Origin of the sequence: Paraburkholderia lebeckiae (assembly GCF_050436225.1) — a bacterium.
GTDB classification, from domain to species: Bacteria; Pseudomonadota; Gammaproteobacteria; order Burkholderiales; family Burkholderiaceae; genus Paraburkholderia; species Paraburkholderia tuberum.
Window position 1 is genome coordinate 3,193,589 of sequence record NZ_JBNDLU010000002.1, and the last position, 20,665, is coordinate 3,214,253.

The following is a 20,665-nucleotide window of genomic DNA, read 5'->3' on the forward strand; positions in this document are numbered from 1 at the left end:
CGCCGCATGTCGAACGGCGCCGAACTTCCTGACGATGTTGAAACTCTGCGGGCCTTGCTGGTCGAGGCCCGTGCCCAGCTTGCCGAGCGCGATCTGGAGATCGGGCAGCTCAAGGCGCAGATCGACAAGCTCAAGCGCATGCAGTTCGGCCGCAAGTCCGAGCAGTTGGACCGGGAGGTCGCGCGGCTCGAAACCGCGCTCGAGGACTTGACCGGTGAGCGTGGTGTCGCTGATGTGCGACGCGCCCGCCAATCAAGCGCGAGCACGCCTGTGGGCAACGCATCGCCAAAAGAAGCGCTGCCGCCGCATCTGCCACGCGAAGAACGTGTACTGGAGGCTGACGCAACGTGTCCGAAATGCGGCAGCGCGATGCAGCCTCTCGGAGAAGACGTGTCCGAGCAGCTCGCCCGCGTCGCGGCAATGTTCAAGGTGATTCGCACGATCCGGCGCAAGACGGTCTGTCCGTGCGGCCACCACTTCTCGCAGCCGCCGATGCCCGGCCTGCCGATTACGCGCAGCATTGCCCATCCGAGCCTGCTGGCCGACATCCTCGTCTCGAAGTACGCTGACCACGCGCCGTTGTACCGGCAGTCGCAGATTGCCGCGCGCGACGGCGTGAAGCTCGACCCGGCCAGCATGGGCCGCTGGGTCGGCCAGTGCGAGGCCCTTTGCGTGCCGCTGACCGAGGCGCTGCGCCGCTACACGGTGGCACCGTCGAAGCTGCACGCGGATGACACGCCGATCCCGGTGCTCGAACCGGGCAGGAAGAAGACAAGGACCGGGCGACTGTGGGTGTATGTGCGCGATGACACCCGTTCGGGCTCGACCGAACCGGCCGCGGTGTGGTTTGCTTACTCGCCCGACCGCAAAGGCATCCACCCCCAGACCCATCTCGCTGGATTCGAGGGCATCCTGCAGGCCGACGCCTACAGTGGCTTCAACGAGCTGTACGAGAGCGGCAAGATCCGTGAAGCTGCATGCTGGGACCACGCGAGACGGTACCTCTACGACGTGCATGCCCGAACGCCTACCGAGGCGACCCGAGAGGTGCTCGAACTGATCGGTGGACTTTACGGCATCGAGGCGGACATCCGTGGCAAACCCGCTGCTGAACGGCTGTGCGTGCGGCAGGAGAAAAGCGTGCCGCTGCTCGCGACCATCAGGACGTGGATGACGGACAAGCTCGCAACGCTGTCGAAGAAATCCGAACTGGCCAAAGCGATCCGTTACTCGCTCAACCAGTGGGACGCGCTCGCGCTGTACTGCGAAGAGGGTCGTGCTGAGATCAGCAACGCCCTGGCCGAAAACGCGCTGCGCTGTGTGAGTCTGGGCCGCAAGAACTTCCTGTTCGCCGGCTCCGACAGCGGAGGCGAGCGGGCAGCCGCGATGTACGGTCTGATCGGCACATGCAAGCTCAACGGGATCAACCCGCGCGCCTACCTCGAATACGTCCTGACCCATATCGCTGACCATCCCATTAACCGCATCGACGAACTGTTGCCCTGGAACGTGGTCACGAAGCTGCCTCGGCAGTCTGGCCCATCGGCGTCTGCTGACACGTAACCCGGTTCCCGATCATGCCTCACGCGGGCGCCGCGTTGCGGACGGCCGTCGCGAGGTGCTTACCACGTTCCACCGTAAAACTCAACTGCAAATCTATCCGTCGAGGCGGGTCAATCTCGATACAACCCTGATCGGCTGATGGAACCGCTCGGCTATATCCCGTCCGCTGAGGCTGAGGCTGAGGCAAACTACTACAGGCAACTCAGAAATGCCGCTGACGTACCTGCGATAACTTAAAGCCACCAGCTGCCACGATTCCCGGGGCAGTTCAGACGATCATCTAGCCGCTTTCCTGGCAACGAATAGCCGCCCCTCATCCGAATTGCGCTCATAGTTGTGAAAGTCTTGAAACCGTGGCCCGTTTCCGCGTGGGAACCATTTTTCATTGAATGGATGTTCGGCCTGAACCTCAAGTCCGAATTCGCGAAATCTCTCTTCCCACCATTCCCACGACTTGAGTGTCACGTGATATGGGTTACCGTCTGGGTCGTTGTATTCCACAAAGGAGACGGACCCGATGAAGAACCCGTCGTCCCGCAGGTGCTTGCGAACGTTTGCGAAGAGGGAGGGTAACCCTTCCTCTTCAATATGCTCGAGCACTTCCCACATCGTGACTAGGTCAAATTGGCTGACTGCGTTGGTATCCCTGTCCACAAAACTGAATTCACGCGTGATGTCACAGGTGAACAAGTTGTTCCCAAGCAATGGCCAGTAACCAATCTTGTTCCGCCGGCAAAAATCCGAACCATCGATGCCGACCGCTAGAACACCGTTCATCGCGAACTCGTAGACGATTCCCGCTGCCCCGGTTCCGAGATCTAATGCATGCATGTCCTTACCGAGAGCAGCGATGCAGTTCTGAACAAACAAAGTGGGGCGGGACACGCCTTCCATTGTCGAATCCGGGCTCAGATGATCATTACTCTCATACGCGATTGGAAAATCGGTCTTCAATTCGATGAGTCTCGCAGCGTCGAACACGACACTGTCCGAGAACGTCCGGGAGGCGGACATCGTCTCTACATACATCTTCAGCAGAAAATCGATCTGATAGTTCGACGCCAGCACGCCTTGACGTGTCTCGTATTCGAGCGTCCGTGATCGTTCTTCCACGATACGCAAGAGGTCATCAATCGTCCGTGATCGCTCTTCCACGACACGTAACAGGCTATCCATCGCAGAAAGTTGGGAGATGAACATCGTCGACCTCTCATCCGCAGTTGCGAGGAGAGTCTCGATATGTGCAATGCGCGTTCGCAAGTCATTCAATCTTTCCAATGGCTCGAGACGCTTATCAAGATCCCGAACCTTCGCGTCAATTTCTGCAGACCGCAAATCGGCAATTTGCGTCAGGTTCAATAGATGATCCAGACTGGCACGTACATCCGGTTCAAAGGAGGTACTCAGCTTCGGTTCGCGCCTGGTTGTATTAGCTAACCGCCGCAAGATCGAAAGCATTAAACTTTTGGTAGAACCGTTAGACATCGTCAACTTCTGTCAAGTGGATTGTGCTTCAGCGTGCTGGACGCGGACATTCAACTCAGATCGAAGTTCTAGGTCGCAAACACCATCGAACACGTACTCCCTGTTCTTCAGTATCACTGTGAAGTGTCCGGCATCGTCGGCCCAGTGAAGCACCTGCTGGTTCCCGTAATATCGGTCGTGTTCGCGAGCGACAACCGCCTGGACTTCATAGAGGTTCGCTCCCAGCGTGCAGCGACCGCTGAATCTCACTGTAAAGCGATCCCCCTTCGCGAACTTCCGGCTCCAGAACGCAGTTTCGGGCGCAGATTCGAATCGGCGCATGTCCTCGTTCAAGGTACCCCAAGTGGTGACCTTTATGCCCTCTTTGCTAACGATTCGGAAGGCTACGTTAAGGCTATCGATATCGACATTACACACGCACTCTATCGCTAGCGTGATCTCGTCACCGGCGTAGAGCACACTCTGAGGGTTCCCTTGGCCATCGAATACGTCGACCTTCCGAATTTCGACTTCCCTGCTTCCATAAGATTTTTGTGGGCTTTGCGTCTTCAATGTCGTCTGGCTACGCTGCTGCAGGTCCAGGAAGGCGGCCTCTTCTTGCTGCTGCAAAAACTCCCGGTAGGCGAACAAAACATCCGACGTGCCGCCGCATTTCTGCGCGTGGCCGGCATTCAGAAACACAGCCCGCTGCGTCAGCGTTCGAACGATCTCCTGGTCATGCGAAACGAACAGCAACGTCGTGCCGTTGTTCAACAACTTCTCGATCTGTCGATAGCAACGCTTCTGAAAAAGCGCATCGCCTACCGCAAGCGCCTCGTCGACAATCAGAATGTCCGGTTCGACCTGCGTTTGAACAGCGATCGCCAGACGCACGACCATACCGCTCGAATACGACTTAACTGGTTGATCAATATGCTGACCGATGTCCGCAAAGCCGACGATCGCATCGTACTTCTGCTCGATCTCCTGGCGACTGAAGCCAAGGAGTGCTCCATTCAGAAAGACATTTTCCTTGCCCGTGAACTCGGGATTGAACCCAGACCCGAGTTCGAGCAACGCGGCGACGCGGCCGTTGGTATTGACGAGGCCCGTCGTAGGTGACAACGTGCCCGTAATGATTTGCAGCAGCGTACTCTTGCCACTACCGTTTCGTCCGACGATGGCAAAGGCCTCGCCGCGGCGCACGTCGAACGACACATCTTTGAGCGCCCAGAATTCGCGGAAGTAATCTCGCGGTGGGCTGCCCGTCAGTCGGTTCAGCCGCGGCAAAATGAACTGCTTCAGCCGATCACTCGGCTTGTCGTAAAGCTCGAAGCGTTTTGACACGCCTTGTACACTGATCGCAATATCGTTAGATGACATCGGCGAAACCCTTCCGCGTTTTCTGAAACCACGCATAGCCAAGCCACGCGATGACCAACGCTGTCGCGCCATAAATGGCAAGGGCCGACCAGTCCGGCAGTTGCCCAAATAGCAGTACCGCTCGCGCTTGCTCGATGATCAGGGTAAGCGGATTGAGCATGAGCCATGGCCTGATGGCCACCGGCAACGCTGTGATTGGGTAAAAAACCGGAGATGCAAAGAGGAGTACGGTCATGATCAGACCAATGGGCTGAGCCACGTCTCTCAGGAATACGCCCAGCGACGCAAGCGCCCACGCGATGCCAACGGTCAGCATGATCAGCGGTAGCAGGACAAGTGGCATGAAAATGACCGTCCAGTGTATGAAGCCGTTGAACAGGACAAAGAACGCGAGCCAGACCGCCAGACTAACGCAAGCATGGAACAGTGCTGTTCCGAGTGCGGCGACGGGTAGGATTTCCAGCGGAAAAATAATCTTCTTGACGTAACTTACGTTGTTCACGATCAACATCGGCGCCTGCGTCAGCGTCTCGGCGAACAAGGTATGAATGATCATGCCGACGAACAGCAGAAGTGCAAACTCCGTTTTGCTTGCGGGAAGGGCTCCCCCCCACCGAGCCTTGAACACCACGGAGAACACGAAGGTGTAAATGGTGAGCAACAGCAGTGGGTTGAAGAACGACCACATCACGCCCATCACTGAGCCTTTGTAGCGTCCGATGACGTCGCGACGAGCCATCTGCAAGATCAACTGACGGTTCGCCCACAGACTGCGGACAAGAGCCGCCAGCGATACCGGTTTGTTTTCGTGGGGATTCATATAGCAATGGAACCATTAGGCCGGCTAGTCGGACGCGTTTGATCAGCTAGCGCGTTTGACGCGACGGCCGATTTTCGTCCTCAGCAGATTGAGCCGCTCGCCTACGCCCTTCTCCCGCAGCGCTTCGATCTGATATAGCACCCAACGCCGGCTAAGGCGCGAATACGGCACCGAAGCGGGCACGGCGACCACACGCGGCGCAAGTGAAGGCATTTCGCGGAAATAACCACGATATACAGTGAACACTTCAGGACAGAAGTCGCCGAGGAGTTTGTTCTCCATTCCCTGGTCCCATTTGCCCGTGGGGAACGGCGCCTGAATATCGATGAGCACCGTCGACGGAATCTCCTGCTGAATCTTTTGCTCACCGACAAGCGCAGCAAGCGGCTTGCGATGCAGATACGGAAGTGCAAGATTCAGATTGGCCGGCAACGATGCACGCCGGAATATCAGGCGCGCGTAACCGATTGGCGCATCGTCGTTCAAGAAGCCGAATTCCAGCAGCTCGGATACCGTATGCACGGTCGCGTCGCCATTTTTGATGATAGCGGCGGTGGTTGCGCAGTGTCGTTGCGGATCGCGAATCAGACTGCCGGCGAGCACCTGCACGTGGTTTGACAGAAGACGTTCGTTCGGCGCGACGAACATCAGCGCGTCGACATCTCGCGCGTCGTCGACGATTTCCGCGATGACGTTGCCGAGCTTACGTTCGCCTTTGACGAAACCGGTTGGGCCGTGATCGAAGAAATCCAGCTCCAAAACGCGGACTGCCGGGCTCGTGCTTACAAGGCTCTCTTCGATCTCGGCGCGGTGTTCGCGCGCCTCGACGCGATCGATCACGAGCACTGGCTCGATGTCACGGTAGTCTTGCGCCGCGAGACTCGACAGATGTGACTCCCACGATCTCCTTGGAGAATTCGGGAACCAGGAAATATGCGCCGACTTTCAGCTTCGCCGAGTTGTCGCGCAGTCCCTGCCGCGCAAGCAACTCTTCCTTGCGATGCTGATAGCCTAGGTACAAATCGCTCAGATTGCGGATCAGGCTAAATTTCTCGCGGAAAATCTGCTGCGCCTTCTCGATCTTCGCGAGCGCAAGCTCCGGGTTGGCCTTTGCCCACTCGATATGCGCGAGAATGTCCTCGCATATTTTTGCGACCGAGCAACGACTATCGATATACAGCAACGCATCGCCGAAGTACTTCGACGCAAAACGGTTCTCGTCACAAATCACGAGTGCGCCGGCGGCCACGCTTTCGAATAGCCGGTTCGACATCAACTCGGACTCCTTGTGAGCCGCCGAGGACAGCACGAGCGAAATTCCGGCCTTCGAAATCTCGTCGATCATGGAGATACCGTCGAACGGAATTTCCTTTACGTAGCTCTGGTAGCCCGCCCAAACCTTGACGTTCAGAAAGACAGCCGGACCGTAGATGCGCATCGCGCCGGTCTGGTCCAGACGCTTCAGCACGTCCTGGTGGCGCGACTGCCCGCCATTGACGGCTTCCCAGTTGATCCCGACATAGAACAGTTTGTGGTCGCCGAGCGAAGGCGGTCGCACAATGTCGGCGAGAGAGTGGTAAAGATTGAAATGCGCGGGCAAATGCGTCGGCGCGTTGCGAATCATCCGGGCGACATGATCGTCGGCGGCCGTCGAACTGCAGCTCACGAAATCGTCGTGCGACAGCAGATTGCGCGAGGTTCGCTGATAACCCCACTCATGATAGAACTGCAGCGGGTTCCACAGCGCGACGAACGAGAACACGTCGTAGTACTTTGGCGTGTCGTAGTGCAAGTGCAGGACGAAATCGACGAGCTGCCTGCTGACCACCGTGCTCGGGTCCTGAAGGAGCGTGCCGTCGGCGTGGATCTCGATGCATTCAACGCCTATCGCTGCGGCCGCGATCTTCAGACGCGCAATACACTCGTCTTCGGCTGTCTTCAGTTTCGGCCATAGCTTGACCACGGCGAAGCGGCCAATCAGTCCGGTGGGCAGTTTAAAGTTGTTGGAAACGCTGTTGTTCATGCCCGCTCATCTCGGATGCAGATATCGCACTGGAACGGGTGCAAGCCTCGCGACCAGCACCAAGTGCCCTACTTATCAAGGAATGCCGTGCAACGATCGTTGCCTGCGGGTTAGAGTCGACCGTTTCCACCCGACGTTGCGAACAGCCTGAGCAAATCGTCGTACGAACTCTGCAAGCCGCTGCGCTCATCGACCTTGGGGCGCCATCCCAGCGACAAGATGCGGGAACTGTCCAGAAGCTTGGCCATCGTACCGTTGGGCTTGGACGTGTCGTACACGATTTCCCCCTTGAAACCCACCACATCCGCGATCATGGTGGCCAGTTCAGCGATCGAGTGATCGAAACCTGGGCCGACGTTATAGAGGTCGTATTGCGTATCCGCAGCCATCAAGCATTTCATCGCGTCGGCCAGATCGGCGACGTGAAGCAGTTCGCGGCGCGGCGTGCCGTCGCCCCATACCACGAACTCTTTCTTGCCCGCGAGTTTCGCCTCGTGCGTACGACGCAGAATACCAGCCACCACATGGCTGTGCTGTGGGTGATAGTTGTCGCCCGGCCCATACAGGTTGGGGGGAATCACCGAGATGAAGTTGCTGCCGTGCTGCTTCCTGTACGCGCGACACATTTCAATGCCGGCAATCTTGCTGACCGCGTACGCCTTGATGTTCTGGTCCAGCGGCCCGGTGAGCAGCGCTTCTTCCTTGATAGGCTGTTCCGCCTTGGTGGGATAGGTGCAATTCGACGCGACAAACACCATTTTCTTCACGCCAAAGCGATGTGCTGCGTTGATGACGTTGGTCTGCACCATGATGTTGTCGTACAGAAAATCCGCCGGCAACGTAGCATTCGCGTGGATGCCGCCCACCTTCGCACCGATGTGGAAGATCATTTCCGGGCGGTTGCGTTCCACCCACTCGAAGACCGCATGCTGGTTACAAAGATCCAGTTCCTGACGTGACGTCAGCAGAAGCTCCGCGTTCTCGTTTGCGAAGCTGCGAACCATCGCGGACCCCAGCATGCCGCGGTGACCCGTGATCCATACCTTCGTGCCTGCGAAGAATTGAGCAGGTCTTTCTGCAACCAGAGAGTCTTTTGTCTCAGCCATTCGACGGCCCCTTAAAAGAGTTCACACCGGCGTGCCGCTACACGCCGGTGAAATTAATCATGCTTAAGCGCGACTCAACCTTGCAGGGAAGTCTGCGCCGCTCTGGTAGTCTCAGCCACTTCCTCGCCGCGCCGCACCATCCATTCGATCGTGTCCGAAAACGCAATTGGCATGATATCCGGAACTAAGCGCTGCAATTTTTCAGCCGATCCCACCAGCAACCTGACTTCGTTGGCTCTCACGAACTGCGGGTTGATGCGAATCTGGAGTTCGTGACCAGACACGTTTCGCACCATCTCGACCACTTCCTGAAGCGTATACGGTCGCCCGCTGCAGACGTTGACGACTTCACCAGCCGCGTCCGCCTCGAGCAGCGCGCGGTAGATATACGCCACTCCACGGACATCGGAAAAGTCACGCGCGACGTCGAGATTGCCGAGTTCGATGAACGGCTGCTTGTCCACGAATGACGCGACGATCTTCGGCACCAGAAAGCGCTCCGACTGACCGCAGCCGGTGTAGTTGAAAGGCCGGGTGATCAAGATCGGCAAACGGTCGAACCACGTGCGCACGAGGTGCTCCATCGCGATCTTGCTCGCACCGTAATGATTGACCGGTGCAGGCGTCATGCTCTCGTCGACTGTGCCCGGCGTATTACCGTAGACGTTCGCGCTGCTGGCGATCACGATCTTGTCCGGCCGATGCCCCGTGTCCGCGCAAGCTTGCAGCAGATTCAGCGTCCCCATCACATTGACACGGTACATGTCGAGCTTGTCGTCATCCGCCACGAAGCTGCTTGCAGCGAGATGGACGATATGGGAAGGCCGGACGACGTCGATGACGTGCCGGCACTCCTCCAGCGACGTGATATCGAGCACATGCTCGCCCGGTCCCGGAGCAGACATCACGCTGCCGCTCACGTCGTACCCAGCGCGCAGTAACTCATCACGCAAGTAGGCACCCGTGAAGCCGCTTATACCCGTGATGAACGCACGGCGCATGCTCGCCTCAATAGGACTGACCAATCTTGTTTCTCCGCAGATCGGCTTCCACCATCATTGCGCAGAGACCTTCCAGCGTCGTCTTGGGCTCCCAGCCCAGCTTTTCTTTGGCTCGCGTGGCGTCGCCGATCAACAGGTCGACTTCCGCCGGGCGATAAAATTTGGGGTTCACCCTCACAATCACCTTACCACTCGATACATCGACACCTTCTTCCTTTTCGTCCTTACCGCGCCACTCGATGTCGGTGCCGATCGCACGGAAGGCCATAGTCACGAAGTTGCGGACAGTTACGGTGCGATTGGTCGCAAGCACGAAAGTGTCCGGTTCATCGACCTGGAGCATTCGCCACATGCCTTCGACGTACTCTTTCGCGAAACCCCAGTCGCGCTGCGCATCAAGGTTGCCCAACTCAAGGACATCGAGTTGGCCGAGTGCAATCTTCGCGACCGAATCCGTGATCTTGCGCGTGACGAATTCACGCCCGCGCAGCGGCGATTCGTGATTGAACAGAATGCCGCTCGTCGCAAAAAGGTCGTACGATTCACGGTAGTTGACGGTCATCCAGTGCGCGTACAACTTGGCCACACCGTACGGGCTGCGAGGATAGAAAGGCGTGTCTTCTTTCTGCGGCACGGCCTGGACCTTACCGAACATTTCCGAGGTGGAGGCCTGGTAATAGCGAATAGAACGGTCGGTAAGACGAATGGCTTCCAGCAGATTCAGCGCTCCAACACCGGTGATTTCTGCAGTCGTGGCTGGCTGGTCGAACGAGACACCGACAAAACTTTGAGCGGCAAGGTTGTACAGTTCGCTCGGCTGGGCCTTTTCTAGCAGGCGCAGTGTAGAACCCAGGTCGGTCAAATCATGCTCGATCAGTCGGAGCTTCGGATGGTTAGTAAGACCGAGTTCTTCCATTCGCCAAAAGTGCACCGAACTCGTACGCCGATACGCGCCGTACACATCGTAACCTTTTTCAAGCAGCATCTGAGTCAGATATGCCCCATCCTGCCCTGTAATGCCAGTCACAACTGCGCTCGTCAATTCCGTCTCCGATGATGACTTCTCCGCCCCATGCGACGTGCCCTAACGCGAAGAAAAAAGTTAATAAATCGGGGCGATTATAGCGGATCTCTATTTCCCCCCATTCCTGTGCGCGACTCTTGGCAATGCCGACAACGTTTGCTTCATGCTCACGCCACCGGCTCGGTAATAATGCACTGAGAGCACTCATTTCTGACTTTTTTACCGCGCCAACTGTCGTCTGTCAGTTCAACCTGCAAATTGAGCGTCAAATCGAGTGCACGCGAACAAGGATTGCTCGCCGCATGCGGCGGCTAACGGGCCACGCGAGTCTTTCTCGTTGGCCGATATTGTACTCCGGCCTCCTTTTCATAACGCTCACAGGTAGCTTACGTAAATTGGCGAGGCCCCCTCGGCAGAAGAACGGCCGGCAAACCATGCGCAACACGCGTTGCCGCATGAATCGCGAGTGCGCGCGAGCTTCTCGTTCGACATCCGCGAATTGATGGGACGTCTCGCAGGCGTCGGATAGTCGGCGGTGGGGTTCGGCGGCGTTTTTGGCTTGCTCGGCAAGTCTGCTAGCTCGAAGATGGCCGATGCGAAGGCGTGCCACGAAGTCGCGCCGCCGGCGCACAGGTGATAAACACCCGAGCGCTCGCCCCACCACTTCGCGCTGGCCTCCGCGGCGAATGCCCTGCGCGACCAGATGGGAACTCAGCCCGATCAACAGCGTGCCCAAGAACGCGCACACCGACGAGACTGCGTGCTGCCTCAGCGCCCAATAAATCGCCCACAACTGCAGCAGTGCGCACAGGTAGATCCACGCGCCGTATGTCTGCGCGACCGGGCCGAGGAACGGCCCGAGCAACTTCGTGACGATCGCCAATGGCAGGTTGCCGTCCATGAACACGATATTCGTGCCGACAGGAAAATCGCTCGTCCCGATATGTCCAGGCGGAAATTGCCACGGCGCGCTACGGAACAGGTTGATTGCGGCCAGGTTCCGCCGGTAGTCCCCGATGTACAACCATTCGAGATGCGAAGGACGCAAGGCCGACAGGCGGCGATGATTCGGATGCGGGGCCGCGCTGTGCGCCCGCCTCACGAAAAAACGAATCGCTTGTCGAGTTGGTATTTCACTACATAGCCGATCGTGAGGCCAATGGCGCCGCCGACGAAACGCGCTGGCTCGGAATGAAAGATGGCGTCCGCTCCGAACTCGAATCCCCAGAAGATGACCGTGGTCGCCACGCCCATCAACGAGTACAGGAAGAAACTCGCCACGCCATGCGAAATATTCTTGTGGCGGTAGCGAAAGATCCAGATCTTGTCGAGTACGAACTTCAGCACGAGGCCGCCTCCGGTGCCGACCAGCACCGAGAGCAGCACGTCGAAACGGCCGCCATAAGCCATCAGCGACAGCTTTTGCAGACCTATGTTCGCGGCGATGGACAGCGCCGCGAAGAGCGCATAAAGGACCACGAGGTGGGGCGTGGCGAGTGATTTGGCCGATGAATTCACGGTATCGATGCGTTGATGTATCGAGTGCCGGAAACGGTCGGCCTTCGCGAGCGCGACAGGCCGACCGCCTTCCATTACAACGACAGACGGTTATAGATGCGGCGCGGAATCGATCGAATGATGAGCATGATGCCCGCCCAGAACCACGGGGTGTACAGCACGTCGCGGTGACGCGACACGGCTTTCACGATATCGGCGGCCACGGCTTGCGGCGTCGCCACGAGGGGCTTGGGCAGCGGCAGGCCCTGCGTCATCGGCGTGGCGACGAAGCCCGGCTTGATCGTCACCACGTGTGCGCCGACCTTCTTCAGGCGCGCATTGAGCCCTTCGCAGAATGTGGCCAGTGCGGCCTTCGCACTGCCGTACAGGTAGTTCGATGGACGACCCCGATCCCCTGCGACCGAGGCGATCACCGCCAGGGTGCCGCTGCGCTGCTGCTCGACGATGTTCGCGAAACGCGTAAGCAGTGCGATCACCGAAACGACGTTCGTCGTGAATTCGCGCACCGCGACGGCCGCGTCGCGCTCGCATTCATGCTGATCGGGCAAGGTGCCCGGCGCAACCAGCACGATGTCGATGCTGCCGAGGGCGCTCTGGCATGCCTGCACAACGGCCGCGTGCGCATTCAGATCGTCGATGTCCAGATGGTGGCAGGTGACGAGCTCGGCGCCGCGCGCCTTCAGGTCGTCTGCAGTTTCCTGAAGGCGCCGCGCGTTGCGGGCGACCAGCGCGAAGCGCACGCCCGGCCCATTCCATGCACGTGCACAGGCGGAAGCGATGGCCGAAGTTGCACCAATGATCACGATGTTCTTCATAAGCGAGTCGTTCGCTCCCAAAATCGAGAAAGCAATGCAGGGTCCCTCAGTGCCTCCAGATCCGTCCAACGGGGGTAGGCTGCGCGAAAATCGTTCCCCGACATGTGCGCATCCTTTGCCGGATAGAGACGTCCACCGCTCTCGCGGACGATCGCATCGAGCGTGTCGAACAGGCGCTGGTTCGACGCCTCGCGCTGCGGGAAGTCGAGCGCAAGGGAAGTCCCCTCCCGCGGAAAGGACAGCCACCCCGGCGACAAAAGATCACCGCAGCGCTTGAGCACGGCGAGGAACGAGCCGGTGCCGCTGCGCGAAATCGCATCGAGCACTTCGCGTATAGCTTCGCGTGCGCAACTCGGCGGAATCACGCATTGATATTGCTGGAAGCCGGAGCGGCCATAAACTCGGTTCCATTGCAACAGCGCGTCGAGCGGATAGAAATAGCTATCGTATCCGACCTTCGCCTTTATCTCGCCCGCAACCTGGCGGCGATAATACGTCTCATTGAGCACGCGCAGCGTTACCTTGTTGAACACAGGGACTGGTGAGACGATCGGAATCGTGTGCTTCTTGCGGCGCTCGACTGCGAGCGGCCCTTCCGCCGCATGGTCGCCGACCATGAAGATGCCACGTCCGAGCGCCGCACCGCGGCTTTGGCAATCGATCCATGCGACGCTGTATTCATGAAGCGGATCGAGGCGCTCGGACAGGACAAAGAATTCGTCAACGTTGTCGAAGCGGATGCTCGATACATCCATCAAGCTCGTGCGGATCGGCATGAGTTGAATCTCAACCCAGGTAATCAGTCCCGTGAGCCCCAGTCCGCCGATGGTCGCGCCGAAAAAATCGGCCTCTGCGCCAGCCCCGTCCCCAGGGGTACATTCGTGCTCGCTGCCATCGCTGCGCAGTAGGCCGAAGCGGCGCACGTAGCGGCCGAAGGTACCTCGCACGTGATGATTCTTGCCGTGAACGTCATTGGCCACGGCTCCGCCAAGCGTGACGTACTTGGTCCCCGGCGTAACCGGCAGCATCCAGCCGCGCGGAATCGCGAGCTCGAGAATCATTTCCAACGTTACGCCCGCCTCCGCGCGCAACACGCCGCTCGCGGTGTCGAAGTTGATCAGACGATCGAGGCCGCGCATGCACACGACATGGCCCGAAGACGCGAGACAGCTGTCGCCATAGCTGCGGCCCTGGCCAAATCCGAGCGTCGTGCCGCTATGTGAAGCGGCCGCGCGCCACGCCGTTACAACTGCGTCGCGCCACGCGGGTGTGTGCGGATTCTGCGGTGCATACGGATAGAGCCCCCAGGACTGAACGTGCGCCATCTTCTAGATCGCCAACCAGAAAACGATGGCGCACAACCCGATTACCACCCAACTACCACGATCCTTGGCGGCGAAAACGACAGGATCGTCATGCATGTGACCGCGATGGGCGATGATCCAGATACGGCTTACCCAGTAGAGTAGAAGCGGGCAGGCAAGCCAAATATATTGGGGATGGCGATACAGCAAACGTGTATTGTCGTCCTGGATATAGAGAGCCAGCACCAGCACCGACAGATAGCCCGCAGCCGCACCGAGCGATGAGACGAGCGACAGGTCAGCCGCCACATATCCCCGGCCCCGCGTCTTGACGAGTCCGCGCGCCTGCAGCAGATGCAGTTCGGCAAAGCGCTTGACGAGGGCGAGGCTCAGGAAGATGAACATCGAGAAGGCGAGCAGCCAGAAGCTCAGTCGCGCGTCGATGGCCGCGCTCCCCGCAACGATGCGCGAAGTGTAGAGGCAAGCGAGTGCCACCACGTCCACCATGACTTGCCTCTTCAGATAGAACGAATAGGCGAGCGTGAGCGCGTAGTACGCGAACAGCACCAAGGTAAATCGGATGGGCAACAATACGTGGGCGATACAGAATCCGATCACCATTAAAACCGGAAATAATATTGCGCCCTGCCATAGCGGCAAAGTCCCTGCCGCGAGCGGGCGCCGACGCTTGGTCGGGTGATGCCGATCGTCCTCGAGATCGAGCAGGTCGTTCAGCAGGTAGACGCTCGACGCGCACAGCCCGAACGAAACGAAACCGAAGACGGCCGCGGCGAGCAGATGCATCGACGATACCTCGTGCGCAGCCAGCAGCGGCAAGAAAATGAGCAGGTTCTTGAGCCATTGATGCAGCCGAAATGACTTCGCCCAAACCTTGGTACGCGGCGGACGCGTCTCGATGACGTTCTCGACATTACCTTGCCTGCGCGCGACCCGCTCGACTCCTACCGACGGATTGACCACGTAGGCACGGTCGGCGGCCTGCCACACGGCGATGTCCGCGTGCGAATTTCCGGCGTAGTCGAAGCCCTTTTCGCTGAATTCGGCGACGAGCCGATCGCGCTTGTTGCGCGAGCTCAGATTGACGTTGCTATTGGTAGCGAAGGTTTGGTCGAACAGACTCAGGTGATCGGCAATCGCGTACGCGAAGCGCTCATGGCTCGCGGTGGCGAGGACAAGGCGGCGCCCGGCGGCGCGTTCCTGCTTGAGCCATTCCAGCACCTTCTCGTCATAGGGCAGCACCGTCACGTCGATATCGGTCGTCTCAGCGAGACGGGACTTGAGCCCGGGCTTGCCAAAGCGCATCAGCCAAAGCAGCGGCTGATAAAAACGATGAGGCGCGGCCTTGAAAAACGCAAAGACGGATTCGATCAGAACGTCGGAGCGCATCAGCGTTCCATCGAGATCGACTACGAGGGGCTTTTGGCTCATTTGAATGGCCTTGAATTCCGAAAAATGTGAATGAGCAAAAGGCTGCTCCGCTCCTCGTGACATTGAATGATGGCAGTAAGTGACGGCCGGCGCGAGAGTCTCGCTCGCCAGAGACGCTGCGTCAGCAACGATTGACAGGCGACCTCGGAAACCCATCCGTCAGGCACAACCTCAACGCATCCTTCCAATGCGGCGCGGCGAGCCCGAACACGCGCGCCAGCTTGCCGTTCGACATTCTGGAATTGGTTGGGCGCTTCGCGGGCGTCGGGTAATCCGCGGCCGGAATCGGCAGCGTGTTCGGCCTGTTCGGCAAATCCGCGAGTTCAAAGATCGCCGACGCGAAACCGTGCCACGACGTCGAGTCGCCCGCGCACAGGTGATAGATGCCCGAACGCTCGTCCCACCACTTCGCGCCGTCTTCGGCGGCGAAGGACTGCGCGCACAGATGCGCGCTCAGCGCCGCGATCGTATTGCACCAGGTGGGCGCGCCGAACTGGTCGGCCACCACCTTCAGCTCCGGACGATCGGCGCCGAGCCGCAACATCGTCAGCAGAAAGTTCTTGCCGCGCGTGCCGTACACCCAGCTCGTGCGCAATACGAGGTGATTCACTCCGCTCGCCGCGATTGCCTGCTCGCCCGCGAGCTTGCTGCGGCCGTAGACGTTCTGCGGATCGGTTGGATCGTCTTCGACGTACGCGCCTTCTTTCGTGCCGTTGAACACGTAGTCGGTCGAATAGTGGATCAGCGCGGCGCCGAGCTTTTTCGCCTCCTCGGCGAGCACGCCCGGTGCTTCGCCGTTGATGCGCATTGCCAGGTCGCGCTCTTCTTCGGCCTTGTCCACCGCCGTATAAGCGGCCGGATTGACGATCAGCGCGGGACGCACGTCGCGCACCACCGCGCGAATCTGATCGAGGTTCGACAGATCGAGCCGCGAGCGGTCGACCGCGACCACGTTGCCGAGCCCTTGCAGCGTGCGCGCGAGCTCATAACCGACCTGGCCGTTCACGCCGGTGACGAGGATGGTCCGTTTCGCGTGATGTGCGGTCATGCGATCCTCTTATGCGTAGACTTCGGCGTCGGCGAGACGCTTGCCCGCCGCATCCTTGGCCGCGAGCAGCGGCTCGAAGTCGACCGGCCATTCGATCCCGATCGCCGGATCGTTCCACACGATGCTGCGCTCGTGCTCGGGGAACCAATAGTCCGTGGTCTTGTAGAGGAACTGCGCGGACTCCGACAGCACGACGAAGCCGTGCGCAAAACCGGGCGGCACCCACACCTGCCGATGGTTCTCGACCGACAGCGTCACGCCGACCCACTTGCCGAAGTTCGGCGAGTTCTTGCGGATGTCGACGGCGACGTCGAACACCTCGCCCTCGACCACACGCACGAGCTTGCCCTGCGCATGCTGGATCTGATAGTGCAGACCGCGCAGCACGCCTCTCGCCGAACGCGAATGATTATCCTGCACGAACTCGACGCCCGGCTCGACCTTCTCGGCGAATTCGAGCGCATTGAAGCTTTCGAAAAAAAAGCCGCGCGCATCGCCGAACACCTTCGGCTCGATGATCTTGACTTCGGGCAGTGAGGTTGCGGTTACCTGGATGGCCATGCGACGTGATCCGTGAGAATGTTTTGCAGGTATTGCCCGTAGGCATTCTTCGCGAGCGGTTTGGCGAGTGCGAGCAACTGCTCGCCGTCGATCCACTGGCGCCGGTACGCGATCTCTTCCGGGCACGCGACCACCAGACCCTGGCGCTTTTGCAGCGTTGCGATGAAGGTCGCGGCTTCGATCAACGAATCATGCGTGCCGGTGTCGAGCCACGCATAACCGCGGCCCATGATCTCGACGTTGAGCGCCGCGTTCGCGAGGTAGCGCGAGTTCACGTCGGTGATTTCGAGCTCGCCGCGCGGCGACGGCTTGATGTCCGCGGCGATGTCGCAGACCTGCTTGTCGTAGAAGTACAGACCCGTGACCGCGTAGTTCGAACGCGGCTTGAGCGGCTTCTCTTCGATCGACAACGCGCGGAACTGCTTGTCGAATTCGACCACGCCGTAGCGCTCCGGGTCCTGCACGTGATACGCGAACACGGTGGCGCCGTCGGTCTGATCGTCGGCGCGTTCGAGGTGCTTCGCGAGATCGTGGCCGTAAAAGATGTTGTCGCCGAGAATCAACGCCGACGGATCATTGTTCACGAACTCGCGGCCGATGATGAACGCCTGCGCGAGCCCATCCGGCGACGGCTGCACCGCATACTGGATGTTCATGCCCCACTGGCTGCCGTCACCGAGCATCGCCTCGAAGCGCGGCGTGTCTTGCGGCGTGGAGATGATCAGCACGTCGCGAATACCCGCCACCATCAGCGTGGACAGCGGGTAGTAGATCATCGGCTTGTCGTACACCGGCAGCAGCTGCTTGGAGACGACGTGCGTGATCGGATACAGGCGGGTGCCCGAGCCGCCCGCGAGAATAATGCCTTTGCGCGCCATTGCCGTGCCTTTACGCGCGCTGCGCGTAGTTGGTCTCGACCCACTTCCGGTATTCGCCCGAAGCGACTTCGTCGACCCATTGCTGGTTGTCGAGATACCACTGAACCGTTTTGGCGAGCCCCGTCTCGAACGTCTCCGCCGGCTTCCAGCCGAGTTCGCGCTCGAGCTTGCGGGCGTCGATCGCGTAACGGCGGTCGTGACCCGGACGATCTTTCACATAGGTGATCTGGTCGCGATACGAGCCGGCCGCCTTCGGGCGCTGCTGGTCGAGCAGGTCGCACAGCGTGTGCACGACCTCGAGATTCTTCTTCTCGTTCCAGCCGCCGACGTTGTACGTCTCGCCCGGCGTGCCGCGCGCGAGCACTTCACGAATCGCGCTGCAGTGGTCGCCGACGTACAGCCAGTCGCGCACGTTCTGCCCGTCGCCATACACGGGCAGCGGCTTGCCGCCGAGTGCGTTGGCGATCATCAGCGGAATCAGCTTTTCGGGAAACTGGTACGGGCCGTAGTTGTTCGAGCAGTTGGTGGTCAGCACCGGCAGGCCGTACGTGTGGTGGTAGGCGCGCACGAGGTGATCCGAACCCGCCTTGGTCGCCGAATAGGGGCTATTCGGCGCATAAGGCGTCGTTTCGGAGAACTGCGGATCGGTTGCCGACAGCGAGCCGAACACTTCGTCGGTCGACACGTGCAGGAAGCGGAACGCGGCGCGCTCCGCAGCGCCCAGCGTGTTCCAGTAGCTGCGCGTCGCTTCGAGCAGCGTGAAGGTCCCGACGACGTTGGTTTGCACGAAATCGGCCGGACCGTGGATTGAGCGATCCACATGGCTCTCGGCCGCGAAATGCAGCACGGCGCGCGGCTTGTGCTCGGCCAATAGCGTGTCGAGCGCGGCGCGATCGCAAATGTCGACGCGCGCGAAAATGTGTTTGGGATTGCCCTGTAGCGACTTCAGCGTGCCCAGGTTGCCGGCGTAGGTCAGTTTGTCTACGTTGAGCACCGCTTCGTCCGACGCATTCAGCCAGTCGAGCACGAAATTAGCGCCGATAAAGCCGGCACCGCCCGTTATCAGGATCATGTAATTCCTTTGTCGATGTGAGTGGCGCCCGGAATCGACTCGCCGACCTTCCCATGATGCGTGATGGTTTGCGATTCTGCAGCAGTCCGTTGCATCCGCCTGTGCGCAAGCAAACGCTCGGACGCTATTCTTATGATGACCCGATTATAAGGTTGTCCACGCCAAAACTCGAACCCAACAACTTGAAACAGCTTCACCAGCCTGGTTGCCGTTGACTGTCGTAGTGACCATTTATGCGGCCGATAGCGCGAACCGGGCACAGAAACGCTATGCCATCTCGCGATCGACACCGCCGGTGAATCGTGTCAAGCCGAGCGGACGCCGCCGCGACACGTGCCGAGCCCGACGCGTGTCGGCGTGTCGGGTTCGTCGCGGCCGGACACCGCTTCGATCACGGTATGGCCACGCCCGGTCAGCTTCTCGACCAGATAGCGGCCGGTAAAACCGTTCGCACCGGTGACGAGCGTGCGAAATGATCGCTTCGCCGCAGAAGACGATATGCTGGCTTCGTTCACGAAAGAGTCATCCTGTTGTTGTATTGGAATCGCGCGCGGTCCATGCGGGGTTGCCGCCGTGCCGTGTTACGGCGGTGTTCCACCCGCGTCCCGCAACGTGATCGCACGATACGCGAACCCCAAACGGGCTATTATGTCACGCTAGCTTGCTGCTCCGCCCAGCGTGGCACGCGCCGTGCAGCACCGCGCGTATCGAATCGCCTTGATTTCCTCGATGACACCCCTCAACGCTTCCAGTACCTCCGCTCGCCTCGCCCCTCTTGCTTTCGGCGATCTGCAAGGCTGTCGCGCACCGTTTCAGAAACTGCTCGCCAAAGCCGCGCCGCCGGACGGCACACCGCTGTGGTTCGCCGGCGATCTGATCAACCGCGGCCCCGACTCGCTCGACACCTTGCGCGACGTGATCGCGCTCGGCGAGCGCGCGGTGCCGGTGCTCGGCAATCACGATCTGCATCTGCTGTCGGTGTCGGCGGGGATTCGCAAGTCGAAGAAAGGCGACACGATCGAAGACATCCTCGCCGCGCCCGATGCCGCCGATCTGCTCGAGTGGATACGCCACCGCCCGCTCGCGCATTTCGACAACGGCATGCTGATGGTGCATGCGGGCGTGCTGCCGCAATGGGATGCGACGCTGACGCTCGAACTCGCCGACGAGTTGCAACGCGCGCTGCGTGCGCCGAACTGGAAAGATACGCTTGCCGGCTTGTACGGCAATGAACCGAACCGCTGGAAGCCGGGCCTGAAGGGTATCGAGCGGCTGCGCGTCACGTGCAGCGCGTTGACGCGCATGCGCTTTTGCAGCGCCGATGGCGTGATGGATTTCAGCAGCAGCGGCACGCTCGCATCCACACCGAGCGGCTGCATGCCGTGGTTCGACGTGCCGTCGCGCCAGACCGCCGACGTGACCGTCGTGTTCGGTCATTGGGCCGCGCTCGGCCTGATGTTGCGCGACAACCTGATCGGCCTCGACTCGGGTTGCGTGTGGGGGCACAAGCTGTCGGCGGTACGGCTCGCGAAAAACCCGGCTGAGCGGACGTTGACGCAAGTCGATTGCGATTCGTGCGGCGGGCCGCGCGGGGGCAACTAACAGAAGACGGCGACGCGGCCCGGCAGCGCCGCCG

19 protein-coding genes and 2 pseudogenes are annotated in these 20,665 nt (G+C 59.8%); 2 read left to right on the forward strand and 19 right to left on the reverse strand.

Translation table 11 applies throughout. The annotated features are described in order from the left end of the window. The first annotated feature begins 6 nt into the window (after positions 1 to 6). Positions 7 to 1,563: an IS66 family transposase gene (gene tnpC / locus OKW45_RS29310; protein WP_429472631.1), complete on the forward strand. Its 1,557-nt coding sequence runs from the start codon at positions 7 to 9 to the stop codon at positions 1,561 to 1,563. A gap of 276 nt (positions 1,564 to 1,839) precedes the next feature. Here the strand turns inward: tnpC and OKW45_RS29315 are convergent, their stop codons facing one another. The 19 genes and pseudogenes from OKW45_RS29315 to OKW45_RS29400 all read right to left on the reverse strand — a co-directional run bounded on the left by OKW45_RS29315 (position 1,840) and on the right by OKW45_RS29400 (position 19,544). Then, positions 1,840 to 2,922, reverse strand: coding sequence for a methyltransferase domain-containing protein (locus tag OKW45_RS29315; RefSeq protein WP_429472633.1), 1,083 nt, complete (start codon positions 2,920 to 2,922; stop codon positions 1,840 to 1,842). A 138-nt stretch (positions 2,923 to 3,060) separates the two neighbouring features. Then, positions 3,061 to 4,410 (reverse strand): ABC transporter ATP-binding protein, encoded by a 1,350-nt coding sequence (locus OKW45_RS29320; protein WP_429472635.1) that lies wholly within the window; start codon positions 4,408 to 4,410, stop codon positions 3,061 to 3,063. Continuing rightward, positions 4,400 to 5,230, reverse strand: coding sequence for an ABC transporter permease (locus OKW45_RS29325; protein ID WP_184007663.1), 831 nt, complete (start codon positions 5,228 to 5,230; stop codon positions 4,400 to 4,402). The genes OKW45_RS29320 and OKW45_RS29325 overlap by 11 nt, the downstream gene beginning before the upstream one ends. Before the next feature lie 42 nt (positions 5,231 to 5,272). Next, positions 5,273 to 6,070, reverse strand: coding sequence for a hypothetical protein (locus OKW45_RS29330; RefSeq protein ID WP_429472637.1), 798 nt, complete (start codon positions 6,068 to 6,070; stop codon positions 5,273 to 5,275). A gap of 16 nt (positions 6,071 to 6,086) precedes the next feature. Then, complete coding sequence (locus tag OKW45_RS29335; RefSeq protein ID WP_429472639.1) at positions 6,087 to 7,253, reverse strand: glycosyltransferase family protein; 1,167 nt, start codon at positions 7,251 to 7,253, stop codon at positions 6,087 to 6,089. A 110-nt stretch (positions 7,254 to 7,363) separates the two neighbouring features. Further along, complete coding sequence (locus OKW45_RS29340) at positions 7,364 to 8,359, reverse strand: GDP-L-fucose synthase family protein (protein WP_429472641.1); 996 nt, start codon at positions 8,357 to 8,359, stop codon at positions 7,364 to 7,366. A gap of 74 nt (positions 8,360 to 8,433) precedes the next feature. Continuing rightward, positions 8,434 to 9,360, reverse strand: a complete 927-nt coding sequence (locus OKW45_RS29345; protein ID WP_429472643.1) for a GDP-mannose 4,6-dehydratase — start codon at positions 9,358 to 9,360, stop codon at positions 8,434 to 8,436. 7 nt (positions 9,361 to 9,367) lie between these two features. Continuing rightward, positions 9,368 to 10,402, reverse strand: coding sequence for a GDP-mannose 4,6-dehydratase (gene gmd / locus OKW45_RS29350; RefSeq protein WP_429472645.1), 1,035 nt, complete (start codon positions 10,400 to 10,402; stop codon positions 9,368 to 9,370). Positions 10,403 to 10,759: 357 nt separating this feature from the next. Then, a pseudogene (locus OKW45_RS29355) lies at positions 10,760 to 11,099 on the reverse strand (sugar nucleotide-binding protein); the annotation flags it as partial. Between the two features lie 36 nt (positions 11,100 to 11,135). Then, positions 11,136 to 11,486 (reverse strand): annotated as a pseudogene (locus OKW45_RS39665) (DUF6311 domain-containing protein); the annotation flags it as partial. Next, entirely contained in the window at positions 11,483 to 11,902 is a 420-nt protein-coding gene (locus OKW45_RS29360) for a GtrA family protein (RefSeq protein ID WP_429472647.1), read from the reverse strand. The pseudogene OKW45_RS39665 and the gene OKW45_RS29360, both read right to left, overlap by 4 nt. Before the next feature lie 74 nt (positions 11,903 to 11,976). Continuing rightward, the gene (locus OKW45_RS29365; protein ID WP_429472649.1) at positions 11,977 to 12,717 is read right to left on the reverse strand and encodes an SDR family oxidoreductase; all 741 of its coding nucleotides are present in this window, start codon (positions 12,715 to 12,717) and stop codon (positions 11,977 to 11,979) included. Next, complete coding sequence (locus OKW45_RS29370) at positions 12,714 to 14,042, reverse strand: FAD-binding oxidoreductase (protein WP_429472651.1); 1,329 nt, start codon at positions 14,040 to 14,042, stop codon at positions 12,714 to 12,716. Before OKW45_RS29370 ends, OKW45_RS29365 begins: the two co-directional genes overlap by 4 nt. Positions 14,043 to 14,045: 3 nt before the next feature. Further along, positions 14,046 to 15,470, reverse strand: a complete 1,425-nt coding sequence (locus tag OKW45_RS29375) for a UbiA family prenyltransferase (protein ID WP_429472652.1) — start codon at positions 15,468 to 15,470, stop codon at positions 14,046 to 14,048. A gap of 121 nt (positions 15,471 to 15,591) precedes the next feature. Then, positions 15,592 to 16,518, reverse strand: a complete 927-nt coding sequence (rfbD, locus tag OKW45_RS29380) for a dTDP-4-dehydrorhamnose reductase (protein WP_018419596.1) — start codon at positions 16,516 to 16,518, stop codon at positions 15,592 to 15,594. Between the two features lie 9 nt (positions 16,519 to 16,527). Then, positions 16,528 to 17,079: a dTDP-4-dehydrorhamnose 3,5-epimerase gene (gene rfbC, locus OKW45_RS29385; RefSeq protein ID WP_429472653.1), complete on the reverse strand. Its 552-nt coding sequence runs from the start codon at positions 17,077 to 17,079 to the stop codon at positions 16,528 to 16,530. After that, positions 17,064 to 17,957, reverse strand: coding sequence for a glucose-1-phosphate thymidylyltransferase RfbA (rfbA, locus tag OKW45_RS29390; RefSeq protein WP_429472655.1), 894 nt, complete (start codon positions 17,955 to 17,957; stop codon positions 17,064 to 17,066). Before rfbA ends, rfbC begins: the two co-directional genes overlap by 16 nt. 10 nt (positions 17,958 to 17,967) lie before the next feature. Then, on the reverse strand, positions 17,968 to 19,029 hold the full coding sequence (gene rfbB / locus OKW45_RS29395; protein WP_429472657.1) for a dTDP-glucose 4,6-dehydratase: 1,062 nt from the start codon (positions 19,027 to 19,029) through the stop codon (positions 17,968 to 17,970). Between the two features lie 305 nt (positions 19,030 to 19,334). After that, complete coding sequence (locus tag OKW45_RS29400) at positions 19,335 to 19,544, reverse strand: NAD-dependent epimerase/dehydratase family protein (RefSeq protein ID WP_429472659.1); 210 nt, start codon at positions 19,542 to 19,544, stop codon at positions 19,335 to 19,337. A gap of 214 nt (positions 19,545 to 19,758) precedes the next feature. On the opposite strand from OKW45_RS29400, the gene OKW45_RS29405 reads away from it, so the two are divergent. Continuing rightward, positions 19,759 to 20,631, forward strand: coding sequence for a symmetrical bis(5'-nucleosyl)-tetraphosphatase (locus OKW45_RS29405; protein WP_429472661.1), 873 nt, complete (start codon positions 19,759 to 19,761; stop codon positions 20,629 to 20,631). Positions 20,632 to 20,665: the final 34 nt, after the last annotated feature.

What these genes read in the sequence shown, in the direction of transcription:
- OKW45_RS29365 (WP_429472649.1), bottom strand. Translation starts at nt 12,717, where the DNA reads ATGAAGAACATCGTGATCATTGGTGCAACTTCGGCCATCGCTTCCGCC.
- OKW45_RS29370 (WP_429472651.1), bottom strand. Translation starts at nt 14,042, where the DNA reads ATGGCGCACGTTCAGTCCTGGGGGCTCTATCCGTATGCACCGCAGAAT.
- OKW45_RS29345 (WP_429472643.1), bottom strand. Translation starts at nt 9,360, where the DNA reads ATGCGCCGTGCGTTCATCACGGGTATAAGCGGCTTCACGGGTGCCTAC.
- rfbC (WP_429472653.1), bottom strand. Translation starts at nt 17,079, where the DNA reads ATGGCCATCCAGGTAACCGCAACCTCACTGCCCGAAGTCAAGATCATC.
- OKW45_RS29320 (WP_429472635.1), bottom strand. Translation starts at nt 4,410, where the DNA reads ATGTCATCTAACGATATTGCGATCAGTGTACAAGGCGTGTCAAAACGC.
- OKW45_RS29340 (WP_429472641.1), bottom strand. Translation starts at nt 8,359, where the DNA reads ATGGCTGAGACAAAAGACTCTCTGGTTGCAGAAAGACCTGCTCAATTC.
- OKW45_RS29325 (WP_184007663.1), bottom strand. Translation starts at nt 5,230, where the DNA reads ATGAATCCCCACGAAAACAAACCGGTATCGCTGGCGGCTCTTGTCCGC.
- rfbB (WP_429472657.1), bottom strand. Translation starts at nt 19,029, where the DNA reads ATGATCCTGATAACGGGCGGTGCCGGCTTTATCGGCGCTAATTTCGTG.
- tnpC (WP_429472631.1), top strand. Translation starts at nt 7, where the DNA reads ATGTCGAACGGCGCCGAACTTCCTGACGATGTTGAAACTCTGCGGGCC.
- rfbD (WP_018419596.1), bottom strand. Translation starts at nt 16,518, where the DNA reads ATGACCGCACATCACGCGAAACGGACCATCCTCGTCACCGGCGTGAAC.
- OKW45_RS29335 (WP_429472639.1), bottom strand. Translation starts at nt 7,253, where the DNA reads ATGAACAACAGCGTTTCCAACAACTTTAAACTGCCCACCGGACTGATT.
- rfbA (WP_429472655.1), bottom strand. Translation starts at nt 17,957, where the DNA reads ATGGCGCGCAAAGGCATTATTCTCGCGGGCGGCTCGGGCACCCGCCTG.
- OKW45_RS29375 (WP_429472652.1), bottom strand. Translation starts at nt 15,470, where the DNA reads ATGAGCCAAAAGCCCCTCGTAGTCGATCTCGATGGAACGCTGATGCGC.
- OKW45_RS29405 (WP_429472661.1), top strand. Translation starts at nt 19,759, where the DNA reads ATGACACCCCTCAACGCTTCCAGTACCTCCGCTCGCCTCGCCCCTCTT.